The sequence below is a fragment of the Streptomonospora nanhaiensis genome (assembly GCF_026642255.1).
Lineage (GTDB): Bacteria > Actinomycetota > Actinomycetes > Streptosporangiales > Streptosporangiaceae > Nocardiopsis > Nocardiopsis tropica.
In genome coordinates this window covers 1,092,842-1,111,859 of record NZ_CP113264.1, presented here as the reverse complement: position 1 = coordinate 1,111,859, position 19,018 = coordinate 1,092,842, and the positions used below count along the sequence as shown (strand labels likewise).

At 74.1% G+C, this 19,018-nt stretch carries 16 protein-coding genes; 5 read left to right on the top strand and 11 right to left on the bottom strand.

Going from position 1 to position 19,018, the window contains the following annotated elements; all coding sequences use genetic code 11:
- Position 1 precedes the first annotated feature (1 nt).
- The 3 genes from OUQ99_RS04990 to OUQ99_RS04980 all read right to left on the bottom strand — a co-directional run bounded on the left by OUQ99_RS04990 (position 2) and on the right by OUQ99_RS04980 (position 2,822).
- Positions 2–688 carry a phosphonatase-like hydrolase gene (locus OUQ99_RS04990; RefSeq protein WP_267948249.1) on the bottom strand — a complete coding sequence of 229 codons (687 nt, stop codon included), beginning with the start codon at positions 686–688 and terminating at the stop codon, positions 2–4.
- A gap of 2 nt (positions 689–690) precedes the next feature.
- On the bottom strand, positions 691–1,806 hold the full coding sequence (locus OUQ99_RS04985) for a TIGR03364 family FAD-dependent oxidoreductase (protein ID WP_267950258.1): 1,116 nt from the start codon (positions 1,804–1,806) through the stop codon (positions 691–693).
- Positions 1,807–2,036: 230 nt separating this feature from the next.
- The gene (locus tag OUQ99_RS04980) at positions 2,037–2,822 is read right to left on the bottom strand and encodes a GntR family transcriptional regulator (protein ID WP_267948248.1); all 786 of its coding nucleotides are present in this window, start codon (positions 2,820–2,822) and stop codon (positions 2,037–2,039) included.
- A 252-nt stretch (positions 2,823–3,074) separates the two neighbouring features.
- Between OUQ99_RS04980 and OUQ99_RS04975 the strand changes: the two genes are divergently transcribed.
- Positions 3,075–3,623 carry an EF-hand domain-containing protein gene (locus tag OUQ99_RS04975; protein ID WP_267948247.1) on the top strand — a complete coding sequence of 183 codons (549 nt, stop codon included), beginning with the start codon at positions 3,075–3,077 and terminating at the stop codon, positions 3,621–3,623.
- A 200-nt stretch (positions 3,624–3,823) separates the two neighbouring features.
- Here OUQ99_RS04975 and OUQ99_RS04970 read toward each other — a convergent pair whose 3' ends face one another.
- The 5 genes from OUQ99_RS04970 to moeZ all read right to left on the bottom strand — a co-directional run bounded on the left by OUQ99_RS04970 (position 3,824) and on the right by moeZ (position 12,550).
- On the bottom strand, positions 3,824–7,243 hold the full coding sequence (locus OUQ99_RS04970; protein ID WP_267948246.1) for an ATP-dependent helicase: 3,420 nt from the start codon (positions 7,241–7,243) through the stop codon (positions 3,824–3,826).
- On the bottom strand, positions 7,236–10,364 hold the full coding sequence (locus OUQ99_RS04965) for an ATP-dependent helicase (RefSeq protein ID WP_267950257.1): 3,129 nt from the start codon (positions 10,362–10,364) through the stop codon (positions 7,236–7,238). The genes OUQ99_RS04970 and OUQ99_RS04965 overlap by 8 nt, the downstream gene beginning before the upstream one ends.
- An 86-nt stretch (positions 10,365–10,450) precedes the next feature.
- A complete protein-coding gene (locus OUQ99_RS04960) occupies positions 10,451–10,777 on the bottom strand; it encodes an MGMT family protein (protein ID WP_267948245.1) in 327 nt (108 codons plus the stop codon).
- Positions 10,778–10,862: 85 nt separating this feature from the next.
- The gene (locus OUQ99_RS04955) at positions 10,863–11,249 is read right to left on the bottom strand and encodes an SPW repeat protein (RefSeq protein WP_267948244.1); all 387 of its coding nucleotides are present in this window, start codon (positions 11,247–11,249) and stop codon (positions 10,863–10,865) included.
- A 137-nt stretch (positions 11,250–11,386) separates the two neighbouring features.
- A complete protein-coding gene (gene moeZ / locus OUQ99_RS04950; RefSeq protein WP_267948243.1) occupies positions 11,387–12,550 on the bottom strand; it encodes an adenylyltransferase/sulfurtransferase MoeZ in 1,164 nt (387 codons plus the stop codon).
- A gap of 271 nt (positions 12,551–12,821) precedes the next feature.
- Between moeZ and OUQ99_RS04945 the strand changes: the two genes are divergently transcribed.
- The 3 genes from OUQ99_RS04945 (at position 12,822) to OUQ99_RS04935 (ending at position 15,091) form a co-directional block, all read left to right on the top strand.
- Positions 12,822–13,073 (top strand): hypothetical protein, encoded by a 252-nt coding sequence (locus OUQ99_RS04945; protein ID WP_267948242.1) that lies wholly within the window; start codon positions 12,822–12,824, stop codon positions 13,071–13,073.
- A gap of 250 nt (positions 13,074–13,323) precedes the next feature.
- Positions 13,324–13,965, top strand: a complete 642-nt coding sequence (locus tag OUQ99_RS04940) for a TetR/AcrR family transcriptional regulator (RefSeq protein WP_267948241.1) — start codon at positions 13,324–13,326, stop codon at positions 13,963–13,965.
- 328 nt (positions 13,966–14,293) lie between these two features.
- On the top strand, positions 14,294–15,091 hold the full coding sequence (locus OUQ99_RS04935; protein WP_267948240.1) for a mechanosensitive ion channel family protein: 798 nt from the start codon (positions 14,294–14,296) through the stop codon (positions 15,089–15,091).
- A 100-nt stretch (positions 15,092–15,191) separates the two neighbouring features.
- On the opposite strand, the gene OUQ99_RS04930 is transcribed toward OUQ99_RS04935, so the two are convergent.
- The 3 genes from OUQ99_RS04930 to OUQ99_RS04920 form a co-directional block, all read right to left on the bottom strand.
- A complete protein-coding gene (locus tag OUQ99_RS04930) occupies positions 15,192–15,434 on the bottom strand; it encodes a hypothetical protein (protein WP_267948239.1) in 243 nt (80 codons plus the stop codon).
- Between the two features lie 271 nt (positions 15,435–15,705).
- Positions 15,706–16,017, bottom strand: a complete 312-nt coding sequence (locus tag OUQ99_RS04925) for a DUF6401 family natural product biosynthesis protein (RefSeq protein WP_267948238.1) — start codon at positions 16,015–16,017, stop codon at positions 15,706–15,708.
- Between the two features lie 163 nt (positions 16,018–16,180).
- The gene (locus tag OUQ99_RS04920) at positions 16,181–16,864 is read right to left on the bottom strand and encodes a ferritin-like fold-containing protein (protein WP_267948237.1); all 684 of its coding nucleotides are present in this window, start codon (positions 16,862–16,864) and stop codon (positions 16,181–16,183) included.
- A gap of 566 nt (positions 16,865–17,430) precedes the next feature.
- Between OUQ99_RS04920 and OUQ99_RS04915 the strand changes: the two genes are divergently transcribed.
- Positions 17,431–18,990 (top strand): DEAD/DEAH box helicase, encoded by a 1,560-nt coding sequence (locus tag OUQ99_RS04915; RefSeq protein WP_267948236.1) that lies wholly within the window; start codon positions 17,431–17,433, stop codon positions 18,988–18,990.
- Positions 18,991–19,018: the final 28 nt, after the last annotated feature.

Here is a 19,018-nt window from a genome sequence, read left to right as displayed (position 1 = left end):
CTCAGCCCTCCCGGTCCGCGAGGAGCGCGGGCAGGTCGGCGACGCCGTCCAGGACGTGGGTGGCCCCGGCGTCGAGGAGCGTGTCCGCGTCGTGGGCTCCCGTGCGGACGCCGGCGACGACCGAGGCCCCGGCCCGCAGCCCGCTGCGGATGTCGGAGGCGGTGTCGCCGACGACGGCGACGGCGGCCACCGAGCCGACGCCCGCGCGCAGGGCGGCGGTGAGCACCATGTCGGGGTGGGGCCGTCCCCGCCCGCCCGCGTCGGCGGGGCAGAGGGTGAGGTCGGCGATGTCCTCCCATCCCAGGGCCCGGAGGATCCTGTCCTGGGTGTCACGGGCGAAGCCCGTGGTCAGTGCGGTGGTGCGGCCTTCGGCGCGGAGGCGGCGCAGGGTGTCCTCGGCCCCGGGCAGGGGCGCGCAGAGGCCCTGGTCGACGAGCCGGGCGTAGGCGCCCTCGAAGGCCCGGTTGGCCTCCTGGGCGCGCTCCTCGTCACCGCCCGTGAGGTGGCGGAAGACCGAGATCTTGGATTCGCCCATGGTGGCGCGCACGTGCTCGGCGGCCTCGGCGGTGTGCTCGGGCAGCGCGGCGGCGAAGGCCCGCTCCACGAGCCCGTCGTCGGCGACGGTGGTCCCCGCCATGTCGAGGACGACGAGTTCCACGGGCGTGCGGGTTGCGGCTGTACGGTTCACGGTCACCAGTCCAGTTCGTCGGCGGTCGTCTCGGCGATGGCGGGCGAGCAGGTCATGCCGCGCCCGCCGGGCCCGGTGACCAGCCAGGCGTCGGGCCCGACGGAGGCGCGGTGCACGACCCGGGAGGGGTCGGCGCACTGGGCGTAGACGCCCGCCCAGCGGCGGCGGAACGGGGGCAGCGGGCGGCCGAGGAGGCGGCCGGCGACCTCCGCGAGGTGTTCGTAGGGGTCCTCCTCCGTGTCGAAGGAGAACGGGGCGTCGTACTCGTGGGTGTCGCCCACGGTCAGGGAGCCGTCGGCGCGCTGGACCATCAGGAGCTGCATGCGGTGGCGGTCGGCGACGGCCGCCTGGGGCTGGCCGGCGTTGAGCGCGTCCAGCGCGGGCCCCCGGTAGGCCGGGTAGTAGCGGAAGCTGTCGCCGTCGGCGACGGAGGTGGTGAGGGTCTCGCCCAGGGGCGCGGTCTGGGCCATCTGGAGGCGGACGCGGCGGACCGGCAGGTCGGGGGCGAGTTCGCGGACGAGTCCGCCGAGCCAGGCGCCGGTGCACAGGACCACGGCGTCGCCGCGGTGGATCCGGCCGCGGTCGTCGCGGACGGCGCCGGGGCCCGCGAGGTCGCGGACCTCGCACCCGGTGACGAGCGTGTAGCGGCCGCTGCGGGCCAGTTCCCCCTGGAGGGCGGCCTGGGCGGTGCGGGGCTCCACCTGGGCGTCGCTGCGGCACCAGAGTGCCCCGAGGGCGTCGCCGCGCAGGGCGGGGTTGACCTCCCGGACCCGGGCGGCGTCGAGGAGCCGGTAGCCGCGCTCCTCCGCGTCGGGGGCCCCGGCCGCGGCCTCGGCGACGGCCAGCTCCTGCTCCGTGGTGGCGACCGTGAGGGAGCCGGAGGGGCGGAACCCCAGGCCGGGAACCCGTTCGGCGATCTCCTCCCACAGGACGCGTGCGCGGCGCGCGGACTCCAGTTCGGCGCCGGGAGCGCGTCCGCCGACCCAGACCAGGCCGAAGTTGCGGACGGAGGCTCCCCGGGCGGCCTCCTCGCGTTCGAGGTGGACGACCTCGTGTCCCCGGGAGACGGCCTGCCAGGCGTGCATGGTGCCGAGTACTCCGGCACCGACGATGATCACTCTCATGGTTCGAGGTTCGGGGGCGCGGATGGAGCGCACCGAGCGCGGTGGGGACCTCTCGGTGAACCGCGGTCGAACTATGGACTAGACCCGTTATCTTACCGTGACAAAAAAGGACTCTGTCGACGCCGGACGAGCGGGCCGGGGCGCGCGGTGCGGGCGGTGCGGGTCGGGGTGCGCGGTCCCGGCGAGGTCGGCGCCGCGGACCCGGCCGCCCCGCGGAACACGGCTCAGGAGTCCCGGCCGTCCCCGGACAGGCGGGTGGTGAAGCTGAAGCGGTCGCCCCGGTACAGCGAGCGCACACGCTCGAAGGGCCGCCCCTCCCCGTCGCGCGACACCCGGTGGATGAGCAGCATCGGCAGCGCCGGAGGGGTCCCCACCAGGAGCGCCTCACGCGGTGCCGCCAGCACCGTCTCCAACCGCTCGTCCGCGTCGGCGAACGCGATGCCCAGCCTCTCCCGCAGGTAGCCGTAGAACGTCGAGTCCGGGTCGAACTCGACGTCCAGGCGGGGGGCGCGGGACACCGCGATGTAGGTGGACTCCAGGCCCACCCGCTCGTCGTCGGCCAGCAGCACCCGCTCCATGTGCCAGACCGGTTCGCCGACCGCCAGGCGGAGCTCCTCCGCGAGCCGGGGCGGGCACGGCCAGCTGCGCAGGTCGATCAGGGACCGCCCCGGCCTCCGGCCCTGGCGGCGCACGCCCTCGGTGTAGCTGGCCAGGGACAGCGGCTGCTCCAGTTTGGGGCCCGCGGCCACGGTGCCGCGCCCGAGACGGCGCAGCCTGCCCTCCAGCAGCAGGTCGCGCAGGGCCTGCCGGACCGTCTCCCGGGCCGCGCCGAAGCGCTCGGCCAGCTCCCGCTCGGTGGGCAGTGCCTGCCCCTCGGCCAGCTCGGACACCAGCTCCGTCAGCAGTATCCGCACCGCGTAGTACTTGGGGACCCGCCCGTGCTCGGGCACGCCCGCGCGCACCGGTGCACTGCTGTCCTGGGGGATTCCTGGGCTCGACACGCGGGACATTGTCCCGCACGCCGGTGAACGCCCCGGCAACGCCGGGGGACGTTCACGGACGTACCCGCGCCGGGCCCCCGCGGACCGCGGTCCGGCGGCGGACGCGCGGGCCCCTGCCGCACCCCTGTCCGACCGGGCGCGCGGCGCACCGGCTCCCCCCGGCGGCGGAGGGGCGCGGACCGGCGGCGGAACCTTTCCGGGCGCGGGAGACTCAGAGGAGCACGGGGCGGGAAGCGCCCGCCCCACGACGAGAGGACGCACGTGAGCACCACCCCCGCCGAGGCGACCGCCGTGAGGTTCAGCCACCTCTTCGACGCCCTCGACTCCGACCACGACAGCTCCGTGACCTGGGCGGACTACGAGCGCCTGGTCGAACGCTACATCGAGGGCTACGGCCTGGACCGGCAGGAGCGCAAGGCCCAGGCCGTCCACGCGTCCTACCAGATGCTCTGGTTGGAGCTGCTGCGCCACTCGGGCGCCGACGCCGCGCGCCTGGACCGGGAGCGGTTCGTCCGGGCCATGCACGCCGCCGCAGAGGACCGGAGCCGGTTCAACATGACGGAGGGCGTGGCCGAGGCCGTCTTCGACCTCCTCGACACCGACGGCGACGACCGCGTCAGCGCGGCCGAGTTCCTCCACTACGCGAAGGTCCTCGGGGCGGAGGCGGCGGACGCCGCGGACCGGTTCGCCGTCCTCGACCCCAACGGTGACGGGTTCATCAACCGCGAGGAGTTCGTCCTGTCGTCCCGCGAGTACCTCTTCGGCGACGACACGCGCTCGCCGGGCGGGTTCGTCTTCGGCGTGGTCTGAGGACCGCCGCGGCCCCGGACCGGGCGCGGGGCGCCGCCGCCCGGTCCTCCCCCGCACGCGGGGGCCCGCCTCCGGGGTCCCCCCGCGGGGACGGTGCCGGGGGCGGTCCTCCCCCGCGCACGAGGGGCCGACGTCATCAGCGACGCGGACGAACTGAGCGGCTACGATCCTCCCGTGCACGGGGGCCGGCCGCCCCGGTGTCAGCCCGGTTCGGGGACGGCGGAGATCAGCGCCGCCAGGCCGTCGGCGTCGAGCAGGTCGGCGGGGCGCACCGTCCTCCCCGCGAGCACGTAGTGGAACGCGGCCCGCACCTCCTCCGGGCCCACCCCCGCCAGGTCGGCCCAGGCCAGCCGGTAGGCGGCCAGCTGCACGCCCACGGCGCGGCGCTCCGCGTCGTTGCCGGGCGGGCGCCCCGTCTTCCAGTCCACCACGTCGTAGCGGCCCGAGCCGGGGTCGTGGAACACCGCGTCCATGCGCCCGCGGATGAGCCGGTCGCCGATCACCGTCTCGAACGGCACCTCCACCTCGACGGGGACGCGGGCCCCCCACTCGCTCTCCTCGAAGCGGCGCTGGAGCTCGGCCAGGTCCTCGTCCTCCCCCGCGGTCTCGTCCGCCGCGCCCGGCAGCTCGTCCAGCAGGGTCGCACGCTGCCCGAACCTCTGCTCCAGCCACGCGTGGAAGGCCGTCCCGCGCCTGGTGTGCGGTGCGGGCGGGCGCGGCAGCGGGCGGCGGATCTGCCGCGCCAGCGCCGAGGGGTCCCTGGCCAGCCACACCATGGACGACACCGACAGGTGGTCGGGCAGTTCCACCTGCACGGGACCGCTGCCCGGCCCCGCGCCCTCGGCACGGCGGTGCGCCAGCAGCAGCTCGGTGTCGCGCTCCCACCCGTGGAGGCGGCGGCGCAGACCCGCGGGCGGCTCCTGCCCCCCGGGACCGGCCTCCCCGGCGAGCAGGCGCGCGCGGGCGCGCTCGACCAGGGCCGCCCCCTCCCGGATCTCCGCGCGGCGGTCGGCGGCCCCGGCGGCGGGCCCGTCCCCGCCCGGGGGGTCGCCCTCCTCCGGCGGCCACACGGCGGAGCTCTCCTCGTCGTCGTGGGGGTTGGTCTCGTCCTCCCCCGGCGGCGGGGCCCACCCGACGACGGTCCCGGCGCCGTTCTCGCACGCCTCCCGGACCTCCTCCAGGAACACCGACGGCCCGCGCGGGGTGGACCCGGTGCGGCCCCACCAGTGGCCGGTGCACACCAGGGCGAACGAGGCGCGGGTGACGGCGACGTAGGCCAGGCGGCGCTCCTCCATGAGGTGGCGGTCGTGCTCGGCCCGGCGGAAGTCGGCGATGGCCTCCTTGTCGACCCCGGCGAGCCGGGGCAGGCTGTCGCGGTCGCCGCGCAGCGGGTAGGGGAGCAGGTGGTCGGCGCGCGCCCAGGCGAGGGGGTCGCGGGCCTTGGCCGGGAACAGCGGGGACCCCTTGCCGGCGCTGATCCCCGGCACGACCACGACCGGCCACTGCAGGCCCTTGGCGCCGTGCATGGTCATGAGCTTGACGCTGTCGGAGCCGCCGACCCGCTCCCCGGGCGCGAGCCCGCTCTCGTTCTCCTCGGCGGCGTTGAGGTAGCCGAGGAAGCTGCCCAGGGTGGGGTCCTCGCTGTTGCCGACGAAGCGGACGGCGTGGTCCACGAACGCGTCCAGGTCGGCGCGCGCCGACAGCGGGTCGCGGCCGGTCCGGGAGCCCACCTCGATGTCCAGGCCGAGCATCCGCTCGACCTCGGTGACCAGGTCGGGGACCGGCTGGCCGACGAGCTTGCGCAGGCCCCGCAGCTCCTCGGCCAGGCGTCCCAGGCGCTCGTAGGCCGTGTCGGAGTAGTTCTCGGCGGCGCCGGGGTCGTCCACGGCGTCCACGAGGCTGCCGCTCCCGGCGGTCAGGTCCAGGACGGTGCGGCGCAGGAGGTCGTCGTCCGCCCCCGGCCCGTCCTCGCCCGGGTCGGGCGAGGTCACGTCGCGCCGGGTGTGGCGGGCCAGCTCGGTGGCGCGGGCGCCCAGCGCGGCCAGGTCCCGGGGGCCCAGGCGCCAGCGCGGGCCGGTGAGCAGACGGGCGAGCTCGTTCCCGGCGGAGGCGTCGTGGACCACGCGCAGGGTGGCGATGATGTCGCGGACCTCGGGCACCATCATGAGCCCGCCCAGTCCGACGACCTCCACCGGGATGCCGCGCGCCTCCAGCGCCTCGCGCAGCGGCGGGAACTGGGACCGCTTGCGGCACAGCACCGCGACGTCGCCGGGGCCGATGCCGCCGTCCTCGGCCACGCCCGACTCGCCCTCGGGCCAGGGCAGGGAGTCGGGGGCGGTCCGGGCTCCGCCGGGCTGGTCGGGATCGGCGTGGACCAGGCGGTGCACCTGGTCGGCGATCCAGGCGGCCTCCTCGGTCTCGGTGGGGAACAGCGCCGTCAGGGCGGTTCCCCGGCCGCGCCGGGCGGGACCGGGGTGCAGGACGGGGACGTCGCGGGCCTCGGCGCGCAGCTCCTCGGAGACGCGCTCGGCCACCCGCAGGACGCGCTCGCCGTTGCGGAAGCTGGTGGACAGGCGGCGCACGGACGCCGGTCGGCCGGGGGCCGCCGGGAAGTCGGTGGGGAACCGGGTGAGGTTGGCGGCGATGGCGCCGCGCCAGCCGTAGATGGACTGGCAGGGGTCGCCGACCGCCGTCACCGGGTGTCCGTCGCCGAAGAGGGAGCGCAGCAGGACCAGCTGGGCGTGGCTGGTGTCCTGGTACTCGTCGAGGAGGACCACCCGGTACCTTCCGCGCTCGATGAGCCCGACCTCGGGGTGGTGCTCCGCGATGCGGGCGGCCAGCGCCATCTGGTCGCCGAAGTCCATGGCCTCGCGCGCGTGCTTGGCGTGGTTGTAGCGGTCCACCAGCGGCAGGAGCTGTTCGCGCCGGCGCTGGGCGGCGACCAGGTCCCGGGTCTCCTTGGTGGCCTTGCGGGTCATGCCGTCCACGCCCGCCTGGATCCACCGGCCGATGCCGCGCACCCGGTCGGTGGTGGTGAGGTGGTCGGCGATCTCGCCGGACAGGTGCAGGACCCGCTGGGTGACGGTGTCCGCCCCCACGGTCACCAGGTCCATGGGCCCGTCGTACTCTCCGACGACCCTGGCGGCGATCTGCCAGGACTGGCCCTCGCTGAGCAGCCTGGACGTGGGTTCGACGGCCTCGCGCAGGGCGTGGTCGGAGACGATGCGCCCGGCGTACGCGTTGTAGGTGGACACGGTGGGCTCGCCGTCGAGCAGCTCCTCGGGGAACTGCTCGGTGGCGCGCAGCTGCTCCAGCCTCCTGCGCACCCGCTCCGCCAGCTCCGCGGTGGCCTTGCGGGTGAAGGTCAGGCCGAGGATCTGCTCGGGCCGCACGTGGCCGTTGGCGACCAGCCACACCACGCGCGAGGCCATGGTCTCGCTCTTGCCCGACCCGGCGCCGGCGATCACCACGCCCGGTTCCAGCGGCGCGGAGATGACCTGCGACTGCTCCGCGGTGGGCTCGGGCTGTCCGAGGAGGCGGGAGAGTTCGGCGGGGCCGAGGCGGGGAGGGGGTGGGGGGTCGGGCGGGGTCGCGGGGGAAAGGGGATGGGGTTCAGACATGTCGGCCCTCGTCCTGCACCGGGCAGCAGGCGCGCACGGCGCACGCGTTGCAGCCCTTGTTGCGAATGGCGGTGAACCGCGAGCCGCCCATGCCGCCGGCGACGTCGAACACCAGGTCCTGGGCCCAACGGGGGTCGGGGTCCTCCCCGAGCGGCGGCTGCGGCTGTTCACGCGCCTTGTTGGTCAGCGCGGCCCCGCCCACCTGGACGAGCGAGGCCCCGCCGGGCTCGGCCAGACCGAGCTCGGCGAACGCGCCCTTGAGCACGGCCATCTGGTAGACGCCGAGCTGGGGGTGGCGTGCCAGGTCCTCGGCCTTGGTCCGGCCGGTCTTGATGTCCACGACCACGGCGCGGCCCCGGCCGTCGCGTTCGAGGCGGTCCACGCGGCCGGTGATCTCGATGCCGCCGACCTCGACCTTGAACCCCTCCTCGGTGACCACCAGCTCGCGGTCGTTGGACGCGTCCCAGGAGATGAGCTTGCGGACCATCTCGTCGGCGCGCTCGCGCTGCTGGGCCGCCTGCCAGGGGCCGCCGAAGTCCAGGTCGGCCCAGATCTCGTCCATCCGCCCGCTGATCTCGTCGGCGCCGCTGCCCTGGGCGACCAGGACGGCGACGGCGTGCACGACGGTGCCCAGCGCGGACGCGGAGTCGCCGGAGGAGGCCCCGGCGGCGCGTTCGAGGAGCCAGCGCAGCTGGCAGTCGGTGAAGCTCTCCACCTGCGACGGCGAGACGCGGATCGTGTCGTCCTCCCCGGCCAGGGGCCGGTCGTCGCTGAAGGGGGTGAGCGCGTACCACTCCGACGGGTCGGCCCCGCGCACGCCCTCCTCGGCGAGGCGGGCCAGGTGGTCGGCGGCGGCCGTCCGGAGGGGGTCGGGCGCGGAGGGGTCGGTGACCACGGAGCGCAGGTCGGCGACGAGCGCGGGCAGGGACAGCCAGCGGCGGCCCGTGCCGACGGGCTCGGGTTCGCCCAGGCCCATCTCGTTGAGGAAGCGGGAGGGGCGCTCGTCGGCCCCCTCCCCGTCCACGGCGGTCACGACGAGGGTCCGGCGGGCTCGGGTGAGGGCCACGTAGAACAGGCGGCGCTCCTCGTCCATGAGCTTGGAGGCCATGGCGGCGCCCGAGGAGTCGGCGGCGTGCACCTCGGCGTCGACCAGCTCCTCCACGCCGAGCAGGGATCCGCGCAGGCGCAGGTCGGGCCAGGCGCCCTCCTGGACGCCGGCGACCACGACCAGGCCCCACTCCAGCCCCTTGGAGCGGTGGGCGGTGAGGATGCGCACGGCCTCGCCCTCGGGGGCGCGTTCGGCCAGGCTGTCCCCGGGGATCTCCTGCGCGGCGAGGTCCTCCAGGAAGCCGGCGGGGCTGCCGGGGGGCAGCCGGTCGCAGTAGCGGGCGGCGCTCTCGAACAGGGCCACCACGGCGTCGAGGTCCCGGTCGGCCGCCGCGCCGCGGCGGCCTCCGGCCAGGCTCGCGCGGAGCAGCCGTTCGGCGAGCCCGCTGTCACGCCACAGCTCCCAGAGGACCTGTTCGGCGTCGGACCCCTTGGCGGTCAGCTCGCGCACGGTCCTCAGGGCCCGTGCCACGCGCTCGGCCGGCGCGGCGATGTCGGGGTCGACCAGGGCGAGGTCGGCGGGGTCGCGCAGGACGTCCACGAGCAGGCGCGCGGCGGGCCGGTAGGACCCGTCGCCCTCGTGCGCGCGGTCCAGGTCCAGGCGGCGCAGCGCCCGGACGAGCCTGCGCAGCCGCACGGTGTCGGCCTCGCCGAAGGGGCCGGTGAGGAGTTCGCGGGCGGAGTCGTCGTCGAGCAGGTCCGGGGACAGGCCGTAGCGGATGAGGGCGAGGAGGGGCCGCACGAGCGGTTCCGCGGCCACGGGGAGGTCGTCGGCGCCGACCGCGACGGGGACCGACGCGGCGGTCAGCGCGCGCCGCAGGACGGGCAGCTGGCGGGTGGAGGAGCGCACGAGCACGGCCATGTCCGACCAGGGGACGCCGTCCACCAGGTGGGCGCGGCGGAGGGTGTCGGCGATGACGGCCGCCTCCTGGGTCGGGCTCTCGGCGGCCATCACGCGGGCCTCGCCGTCGGGCACGCCGGGCGCCGGGACCAGGTTCCGGTGCTCGTTGACGTGGCCGCGCGCGGACGCGACCGCCGGCAGGCGCCGGGTCAGGGCGCGGGAGGCGGCCAGCAGTGCGGCCCCGCCGCGGCGGGAGGTGCGCAGGGCCACCACGGGCGCCTCGGCCCGCCCGGCGGTCCTGAAGCGGCGCGGGAAGTCGAGGATGTTGTGGACCTCGGCGCCCCGGAAGGCGTAGACGGACTGGTCCGGGTCGCCGACCGCGACGAGGTCGCGGCCGTCCCCCGCCAGGGCCCGCAGGAGCGCCTCCTGGGCGGGGTCGGTGTCCTGGTACTCGTCCACGAACACCACCTCGCGGGCGGAGCGCTCGCGTTCCTGGATCGCGGGGTCGGAGAGCATGTTCGCGGCGACCCTGACCAGTTCGGCGTAGTTGAGGGTGGGCACGGGCGCGATGTCGAACCGGCCCGTGTAGCGGTCGAGGAAGCCCGCGGCGGCCACCCAGTCGTCGCGTCCGCGCTCACGTCCGAGGCGTTCCAGCTCGGCGGGGCCCAGGCCCCGCTCCTGCGCGCGCATGAGGAAGTCGCGCAGCTCCTCGGCGAACCCCCGCGTCTCCAGCGCGGGGCGCAGGCGCTCCGGCCACTCCGCCGCTCCGTCCCCCGCCTCACCCGCCAGCAGCTCGCGGACCTCCATCAGCTGCTCGGGGCCGGACAGCAGGCGCGGCGGCAGGTCGCCCACGCGCTGGAACTCGCGCCGGATCAGCGCGTAGGCGTAGCTGTGGAAGGTCAGGGCCAGCGGTTCGCGGGTGGTGCGGCGCAGCCGCGCGGTGATGCGCTCCCTGAGCTCCTGGGCGGCCTTGCGGCTGAAGGTGAGCACGAGGATGCGCGAGGGGTCGACGCCGCGGTTGTCGATGCGGTCGACGACGGCCTCGACGATCGTGGTGGTCTTGCCCGTCCCCGGCCCGGCCAGGACCAGGAGGGGGCCGCCCGCGTGGTCGACCACGCGCTGCTGGTTCTCGTCCAGCACCGGCGGCGGCTGCACCTGGTTGGCGCGCCGCACGAGTCGGTACGGGGATGTGTTCACACCACCAGTTCACCAGAAGACGGCGACCTTCTCGGACGCCTCCCGGGCTTCCAACCAGCTCCTCAGGCCCCGGAAGCCCCGTCCCAGCGGGCTTTGCGCATGTCCACCCGGTCGCTTCCCGGGCGCATGGGCGTGCTCTCCGCCGCATAGTGGGAAAGCGCACGTACCTCGTGGCCGGACGCCGGGCGCCCGTCCGAGCGCACCACCCGCCACCAGGGCACCCCGCCGCCCCACGCGGACATGACCGAGCCGACCTGGCGGGGGCCTCCCCGCCCGACGTGCTCGGCGATGTCGCCGTAGGCCATCACCCGTCCCGGCGGGATCCGCTCGACCAGCGCGAGGACGTCCTCCGCGTAGTCGTCCGGCCCGCCCTCCTCGTCCGTGAACACCCGCGCAGCCTATCGAGCGCGCGCGGGGGCCGCCCCGCGCCCTCGCGGGTACGGCCCCCGCGCCCCCGGCGGCCCGGCCGGCGGGTCAGGTCGGGATCTCGTTGACGTGCGCGCTCCAGGCCAGGTCGGGGTCGCGCTTGCGGGCCCGGTCGGCCTGCGCCAGGCCGAAGGCCCCGAGCAGGGCGATACCGCCGCCGATGACCCACGCCGACCAGGCGGCCGCGGGCAGGTGGGTGAAGCCCAGGAGCCAGGGCATCGCGAACACCAGCACGCCGATCGCGAGGACCCCCAGCTCGCTCGACAGGGCGCCCGGGCGGGTGAGGGAGAACGTGGCGGCCACGACGACGCCCAGTCCGAGGACGAACATCGCTCCCCCGCTGAACCCGTACATCCCGTGCCAGAGCCAGCTCACTCCCAGGGCCAGACCGGCGGCGACCGCCACCCAGTCGGCCCTGCGTCCCTTCTCTCGCATAACGCCACCTCCCAGCAGCAGGGCCGCCCCGGAGATCGGCCGACGGCCTCTGGGTTCTTGTACCCACTCCCTGCCGGGGAACGCGAACGGCGCCGGGAGGGGTTCCCGGCGCCGTTCGGAAGGGGTCCCCCCGGCCGCTAGTAGGCGGGCAGGCTGGGGTCGACCTGGTTGATCCAGGCCAGGACGCCGCCGCCGACGTGCACCGCGTCGGAGAACCCGGCGGCGTGCACCGCCGCGAGGGCCTCGGCCGAGCGCACGCCCGACTTGCAGTGCAGGACGATGCGCTTGTCCTGCGGCAGCCTCTCGAACGCCTTCCCGTTGAGGAACTCGCCCTTCGGGATGAGCGTCGCGCCCGGGATGCTGACGATCTCGTACTCGTTCTTCTCGCGGACGTCCACGAGGAAGACGTCCCCGGGCTTGTTGTCCAGGAGCTCCTTGAGCTCGGGCGCGGTGATCGTCGAACCGGCGGCGGCCTCGGTGGCCTCCTCCGACACGGCGCCGCAGAACGCCTCGTAGTCGATCAGCTCGGTGACGGGCTCGGTGTCGGGGTCCTTGCGGACCTTGACCTCGCGCCAGGTCATCTCCAGGGCGTCGAAGATGAGCAGGCGGCCCACCAGCGGGTCGCCGATGCCGGTGATCAGCTTGATGGCCTCGTTGACCATGACGGAGCCGATGGAGGCGCAGAGCACGCCGAGGACGCCGCCCTCGGCGCAGGACGGCACCATGCCGGGCGGCGGGGGCTCGGGGTACAGGTCGCGGTACTGGGGACCGTACTCGTTCCAGAAGACGCTGACCTGGCCGTCGAACCGGTAGATGGAACCCCACACGTACGGCTTGTTCAGCAGTACGGCGGCGTCGTTGACCAGGTAGCGGGTCGCGAAGTTGTCGGTCCCGTCCAGGATCAGGTCGTAGGGGGCGAAGATCTCCAACGCGTTGTCCGACTCCAGGCGGTCCTGGTGCAGGACGACCTCGACGTTGGGGTTCACCTCCTTGATGCTGTCCCGGGCGGACTCGGCCTTGGGGCGGCCGACGTCACTCTGCCCGTGGATGACCTGGCGCTGGAGGTTGGACTCGTCCACGACGTCGAAGTCGATGATGCCGAGCGTGCCCACGCCCGCGGCGGCCAGGTAGAGCAGCGCCGGGGAGCCCAGGCCGCCCGCGCCGACGACCAGCACCTTGGCGTTCTTCAGGCGCTTCTGCCCGTCCATGCCCACGTCGGGGATGATCAGGTGGCGCGAGTAGCGGCGCACCTCGTCCACGGTCAGCTCGTCAGCTGGTTCCACCAGCGGCGGCAGCGACACGGTGACTCCTCATGTCTGTTCAGGGTGCTTCGGACCGCCCGTACCGGACCGGGGAGGGTGCGGGGGCGAAGCGTGCTTGCACTTATACCCAACCTAACGGGTGGGGTTTTCCATTCCCACCGCGGGGAGGCGTGGGACACGACACCCGCGCGCCCGTTCCTTCCAGCACCAACGAACGCGTCCCGGCGGTTCATTCCGCGCGGCCCCGTGTGCCGCGCGGACCGGCGGGTAGTGTCGCCTGTACGTTCAGCGACGACGTGGGGAGCACCCCGTGACTTCAGAGAACAGTTCCGCCGACAGGCGTCCGGCCTCCGGCGCCACCGGGGAGCAGGGGGCCGAGGCGCCCGGGGCCGAGACGCCCGGGGTCGAGGTGCCCGAGGCCGACGCGGCCGAGCAGCGCGCGCCCGCGGGCGACGACGACGGCCGCTGGGAGGCCCCCTCCGAGGAGAGCTTCGACCAGGCCGACGAGGGCGACGTGGTGGAGCAGTCCCTGGAGGTCGGCGACGAGGAGGAGCGGCGGTGAGACCGTGCCGGCCCGCCCGCGCCGCGGTTCCGGCGTCCGGCTGCCGTGCCGGCCCGCCGACGGGGAGGGGCTCCCGTGCCCCGATCGCCCCTTCCGTCCCCTTCTCCCCGCCCGCACGGAAGCTACGCGGGAGTAGGATGGGGCGAAAGCTGTGACGGCGCGCCGGTGACCGGCCGCGCCCGGCAGCACTAGCCACGCAGATGTTCGGACATGGCGCGCATCTGCCATGCCGAGTTCGGAGGGTGTGGGTGTGACAGCTCCTTCAGACGCCCGCGCCCGGGGCACCCGCTTGCCCCGGGTCAGGCGGCGCCGCCAACTCCTGTCCGCGGCACAGGAGATCTTCGTCGCCCGCGGCTACCACGCGGCGGCGATGGACGAGATCGCCGACCGCGCGGGTGTCAGCAAGCCAGTGCTCTACCAGCACTTTCCGGGGAAGCTGGAGCTCTACCTCGCCCTGCTCGAAGAGCACTCCGAGGCGCTGGTCGAGAAGCAGCGCGAAGCCCTGGAGAGCACGGACGACAACCGGCAGAGGGTCGCCGCCAGCTTCCAGGCCTACTTCGACTTCGTGGCGGGGGACGGCGAGGCCTTCCGGCTGGTGTTCGAGTCCGACCTGCGCAACCTTCCGGCGGTGCGGGAGAAGACCGAGCAGACCTTCCAGCGCTGCGCCGAGCTCATCGGCGCGGTGATCCGGCAGGACACCAGCATCTCCGACGAGGAGGCGCACCTGCTGAGCATCGGCCTGGTCGGCATGGCCGAGACCAGCGCCCGGTACTGGCTCAACAACCACGGGGCCGTCCCCAAGGACGCCGCCGAGCAGCTCGTCGCCCGGCTGGCCTGGCGGGGCATAAGCGGCTGGGACCTCCAGCGCAGGGCCGACGAGCAGGACGCCTAGAACGCTCGGCGCGCTCCCCGGGACCCGCGGACGCCGCGCCCGCCGGGGCGCGAGGACCCCCGGGCGCACGGCGCGCCCGGGGGTCCCGCGTTGTGGCGGAACCGATCGTCCCGGCGGCATTGTCCCCCCTCACGGCGAATCCCTCTCCCCCTTTTTCGCAAGAAATTCACCAAGAAAAGGCAATCCCCTCGCCCGACGTCTCACAAGCGGTTCGATTCCCGTTCGCCGGGTATCGCCGGAATGAGAAGTAAATGGCTTCTCTTCGCGGAGTCCGCCCGGGCCGAATTCGGCACGCCGGCGGAGTGAGCGATTTGGGGGTGAAGACGTTATGGACATGGGTCAGGGCCTGACGACGGCCTGGCAGGCGGTGGTGGGTTTCGTACCGCTGCTGATCGGCTTCCTCGTGATCCTGGTTCTGGGCTGGTTCATCGCCTGGCTGGTGGGCAAGGGGGTCGCGAAGGGCCTGCACGGCGTCGGACTGGACCGCGCACTGCACCGCGGGGGTGTGGGCGAGTACTTCGAGCGGAGCCGCTGGACCGCCAGCGAGCTGTGCGGAAAGATCATCTACTACGTCGGACTGCTGTTCGTGTTCACTCTCGCGTTCAACGTCTTCGGTCCGAACCCGATCAGCACGCTGCTCAGCGACGTCATCTCCTGGATCCCGCGCGGCATCGTGGCCCTGGTGATCGTCGTGGTCGCCGCCATGATCGCCAAGGCGGTCCGCGACATCATCTCGGGCGCGCTGGGCGGCCTGTCCTACGGCCGGTTCATCGCCAACGTGGCGGGGGTGTTCATCCTGGCCCTCGGTGTCATCGCGGCGCTGAACCAGATGGGCGTCGCCGTGAGCGTGACCATGCCGGTCCTGATCGCCGTCCTGGCGACGATCGGCGGCATCCTCGTCGTCGGCGTCGGCGGCGGCATGATCGAGCCGATGCGCTCGCGCTGGTCCCGCTGGCTCGACGTGGCCGAGCGCGAGACCGGCCGCCTCAACAAGGACGAGAGCTACCGGGCCGGCAGGGAGGCCGCGATGAGCGGTCCCACCGAGCGCAGGGAGGGCGCCACGGCCTCGGGCCAGGCGCCGTCCGCCTCCACCCGGCCCGGACCGGGAGGCGGGCCCGCCTCGTGACGGAAAGGTCCGCGGATCCCTGAGACCGCGGACAGCAGAGGAGGGCGGGGCCACCAGGCCCCGCCCTCGCCGTGTGCGCCGCGCCCTTGCGGGGCGGCCCTCAGAGGAACTCGGAGTCGCGCAGCTCCAGGCGCGACAGGTGCTCGATCCTCCGGAAGGCGAGGACGACGGAGGCGATGATCGGCAGGAAAGCCAGCCAGAAGGCGAGGTTCCCCGGCCCGGTGAAGAACATCGACACCAGTGCGACGACGATGATCAGTGCGAACAGCGCGAAGTCGACGCGGTCCTGTTGGATCAGGACGCCGACCGGTGGGCGCGCAGCCCCATGTCGACCGCTCCTCATTCGCATTCCTTTCTCGCGGCTCTGCGGGCCGCTCCGCCAGTTACGGCGTCCGCCGGTCCGCTCCCGAACCGACATAACACCGCGAATCCCACGTTGCATTCCGCAGTGCCCCGGTCCGACCACGATGCGCCGGGCCGCTTATCGGCCGCCCGGAGCGGCCTACGCCTTTCAGCGTACGCCCGGCGCGGGTTTTTCGCCGGAGAACCGGAACGGCAGGTGCCCACGGGGAACCTCGCGTCGTGGGTCACACCCGCCTGCGGACGTCACCAACCTAGCGGACGAAACCACGGTCCTTGGCCAGTCGGCAGATCGCGAGAATGCGGAGGGTCTCCCAGTCGTATTCGACCGCCTCCGAGTCCCAGCCCCTTTCGAGGCACCCGTCGAGGAAGCCGTGGAGGTAGGTGCCGAGGGTGCGGGCGTTGATCCCGCTCCCCGAGGAGGTGATGCCCTCGCACACCTGTGCGGCGTGCTGGTCCAGCTCAGAGCACATCCAGGGATCGATCGGGCCGCCCAGCGGGCCGATCTTGTGGAAGTCACGGGTGAGTCCGGCCAGCGGATGGCGCACGGAGGTCCCACGGGGCATGGAAGTACCTACTCGCGTGGTCAGGAGACGGGAGACTTCAACGAGTTTACGTGTCCCCACCAACGAATCGTCACGAAAGTGTTGGATATTACCCCCGCTTGACCAAGGGAGCCCCTGGTACGGGTCAAGTGTCCGTGGTGTCCCCGGTCCGGCGCGGCCCGTGTCAGGCGGACAGGCCCATGGCGTCGAGGCGCGCCTTGTGGCGGTCGGTGAGGGAGGCGAACATCCGGCTCACGGCGGCCAGGTCGCCGAGCGCGGTGGCGCCGGCGGAGCCCTGGGGGTCCTCGGCCAGGAGCGCGGCCAGCCGGGGGCGGGCCACCGCCACGTGCTGCGCCTGGCTGAGCGCCTCGCCGACCAGCCGGCGGGCCCACAGGGAGAGCCGGCCGGCCAGCCTGGGGTCCTCCGCCACGGCGGCGCGCACCGCCCCGGAGACGAACTCGGCGCGCCCGGTCTCGGCCAGGACTCCCTCGACCAGGGCCGCGGTCTCCTCGTCCGCCAGCGCCGCGACCTTGCGGTAGAAGTCACCCGCGATGCCGTCGCCGACGTAGGTCTTGACGAGGCTCTCCAGCCAGCTCTGCGCCTCGGTGCGCTCGTGCCAGGCGTCCAGCGGCGCCACGAACGGCTCCATGGCCTCCTCGGGGACGACCCCCAGCTCCTCCAGGCGGTCCCGGAGCGTCTGGTAGTGCGCCTGCTCGGCGGCGGCCAGGGCCGCCAGCTGGCCCTTGCCCCGCAGCGACGGGGCGAGTCCGGCGTCGTCCGCGAGACGGAAGAAGGAACCGAGCTCCGCGTAGGCGAGCAGCCCGAGCAGGTCGATCACGCCGGGGTCGGCAGAGGGGCCTTTGGTCATGCCCGCCAGGGTATCGCCCGGCCGCGGGGCGCGGCACGGGGGTCCACGGGGACTAAACGGGCCGCCGGCACGGTTGCACACGCTGGGAGCGGGTACGGTCCCAGCCGTCCACAGCCGGAGTGAACTGCTATGTCCACCCGGCGCGTCACCAGCTAGACTCTGCGTGATGACCGGCGTGTGCGGTCGACCCGAGACTCTCCTCACACACGCGGGGACGCTCCCACGCCTCGGCGCCGCGCAGGCGGCGCCCACCCGGGCGCGGACCCGCACCACCGACGTGGTCGCCGAGACCGCGCCAGGAAACCACGAACCACGGATGCTCCCCGTCCACGCGGGGACGGTCCGCGATCCGCGGAGGGGGTTCCCCCGCACCGCACGGATCACGCAGGCAGCGCCACCGCGCCGTAACGGCCGCGGTGAGCCGCGCCCATCGCGGCGGCCACGAGCCGACCGCGACCGCACCCCGCCGCGGCCACGCCACGTTGCGGCCCGCCAAGATGGAGGCTTGAGCCCTGAGCACCACAGATGACACGACCAAACCCAAGACGACCTTCCGCGACCTGGGAGTGAGCACCGAACTCGCCGACGCCCTGGAGGCGGAGGGGATCTCGGAGCCCTTCCCGATCCAGGAGCTCGCCCTGCCGATCGCGCTGCACGGCAGCGACATCATCGGCCAGGCCCGCACCGGTACCGGCAAGACCCTGGCCTTCGGCCTCCCGCTGCTCCAGCGGGCGCAGCAGGCCCCCGGCTCCTCCAAGCGCCCCCGCGCGCTCGTGGTGGTCCCGACCCGTGAGCTGGCCATCCAGGTCGCGGCCGACCTGACCACCGCCGCCAAGCGCAGCGGCGGCCGCGTGCTGACCGTCTACGGCGGCCGTTCCTACGAGCCGCAGGTCAACGGGCTCAAGGAGGGCACCGACGTCGTCGTCGGCACCCCGGGCCGGCTGCTCGACCTGGAGAACCAGAAGCACCTGCGCCTGGACGAGGTGTCCGCGGTGGTCCTGGACGAGGCCGACAAGATGCTCGACCTCGGCTTCCTCCCCGACATCGAGCGCATCCTCACCAGGATCCCCGCCGAGCGCCAGGTGATGCTCTTCTCGGCCACCATGCCGAGCGAGATCGTCTCCCTGTCCCGCAAGTACCTGCGCCAGCCGACGCACGTCCGCGCGGGCGACGACAACGAGATCGACGGCTCCGCGATCACCGGACGGATCACGCAGCACGCGCTGCGGACCCACCAGATGGACAAGATCGAGATGCTCGCCCGCCTGGTCCAGGCGGAGGACCACGGCCAGAGCATGGTGTTCTGCCAGACCAAGCGCGCCTGCGACCGCGTGGCCACCGAGCTCAAGACGCGCGGGTTCGCCGTCGCGGCCGTCCACGGCGACCTGGGGCAGAGCCAGCGCGAGCGGGCGCTGCGGGCCTTCCGCAACGGCAAGATCAACATCCTGGTCGCCACCGACGTGGCCGCCCGCGGGCTCGACGTGGACGACGTCACGCACGTCGTCAACTACGAGACGCCCGAGGACGAGAAGACCTACACGCACCGCATCGGCCGCACCGGCCGCGCCGGGCGCAGCGGCACCGCCGTCACCTTCGTGGACTGGCAGGAGATGCCGCGCTGGAAGCTGATCAACGCGGCCCTGGACCTGCCCTTCGCCGAGCCGGAGGAGACCTACTCCACCTCGCCGCACTTCTTCGAGGCGCTGCGGATCCCCGCCGGGACCAAGGGCAAGCTGGCCGCCGACAAGCGTGCCGACCACGCCGGCCTGGAGGCCGAGGAGATCGAGGACATCGGCGACACCGGCATGCCCCGGGGCGACCGCGGCGGGCGGCGTGACGGCGGCCGCGACCGCGGAACCGGCGGCCGGGGCGAGGGCGGCCGTGGAACCGGCGGCCGGGGCGAGGGCGGCGGCGAACGCGGCCGCAACCGCTCGCGCCGCCGTACCCGCGGCGGCCAGGGATCGGCTCCGGCCGAGGGGACCTCGGTCAAGGCGGAGACCACCGCCCCGGCCCAGGCGGAGGCCCCCCGCGGCGGTGCCGCATCCACCGACGAGGGCGCCCGCAGGATCCGGCGCCGCCGCCGCACCCGCGGCGGCACCGCCCACCGGGACCCCGAGAACACCTGACCCCTCCGCCGTGCCGCGCCCGTGAGGA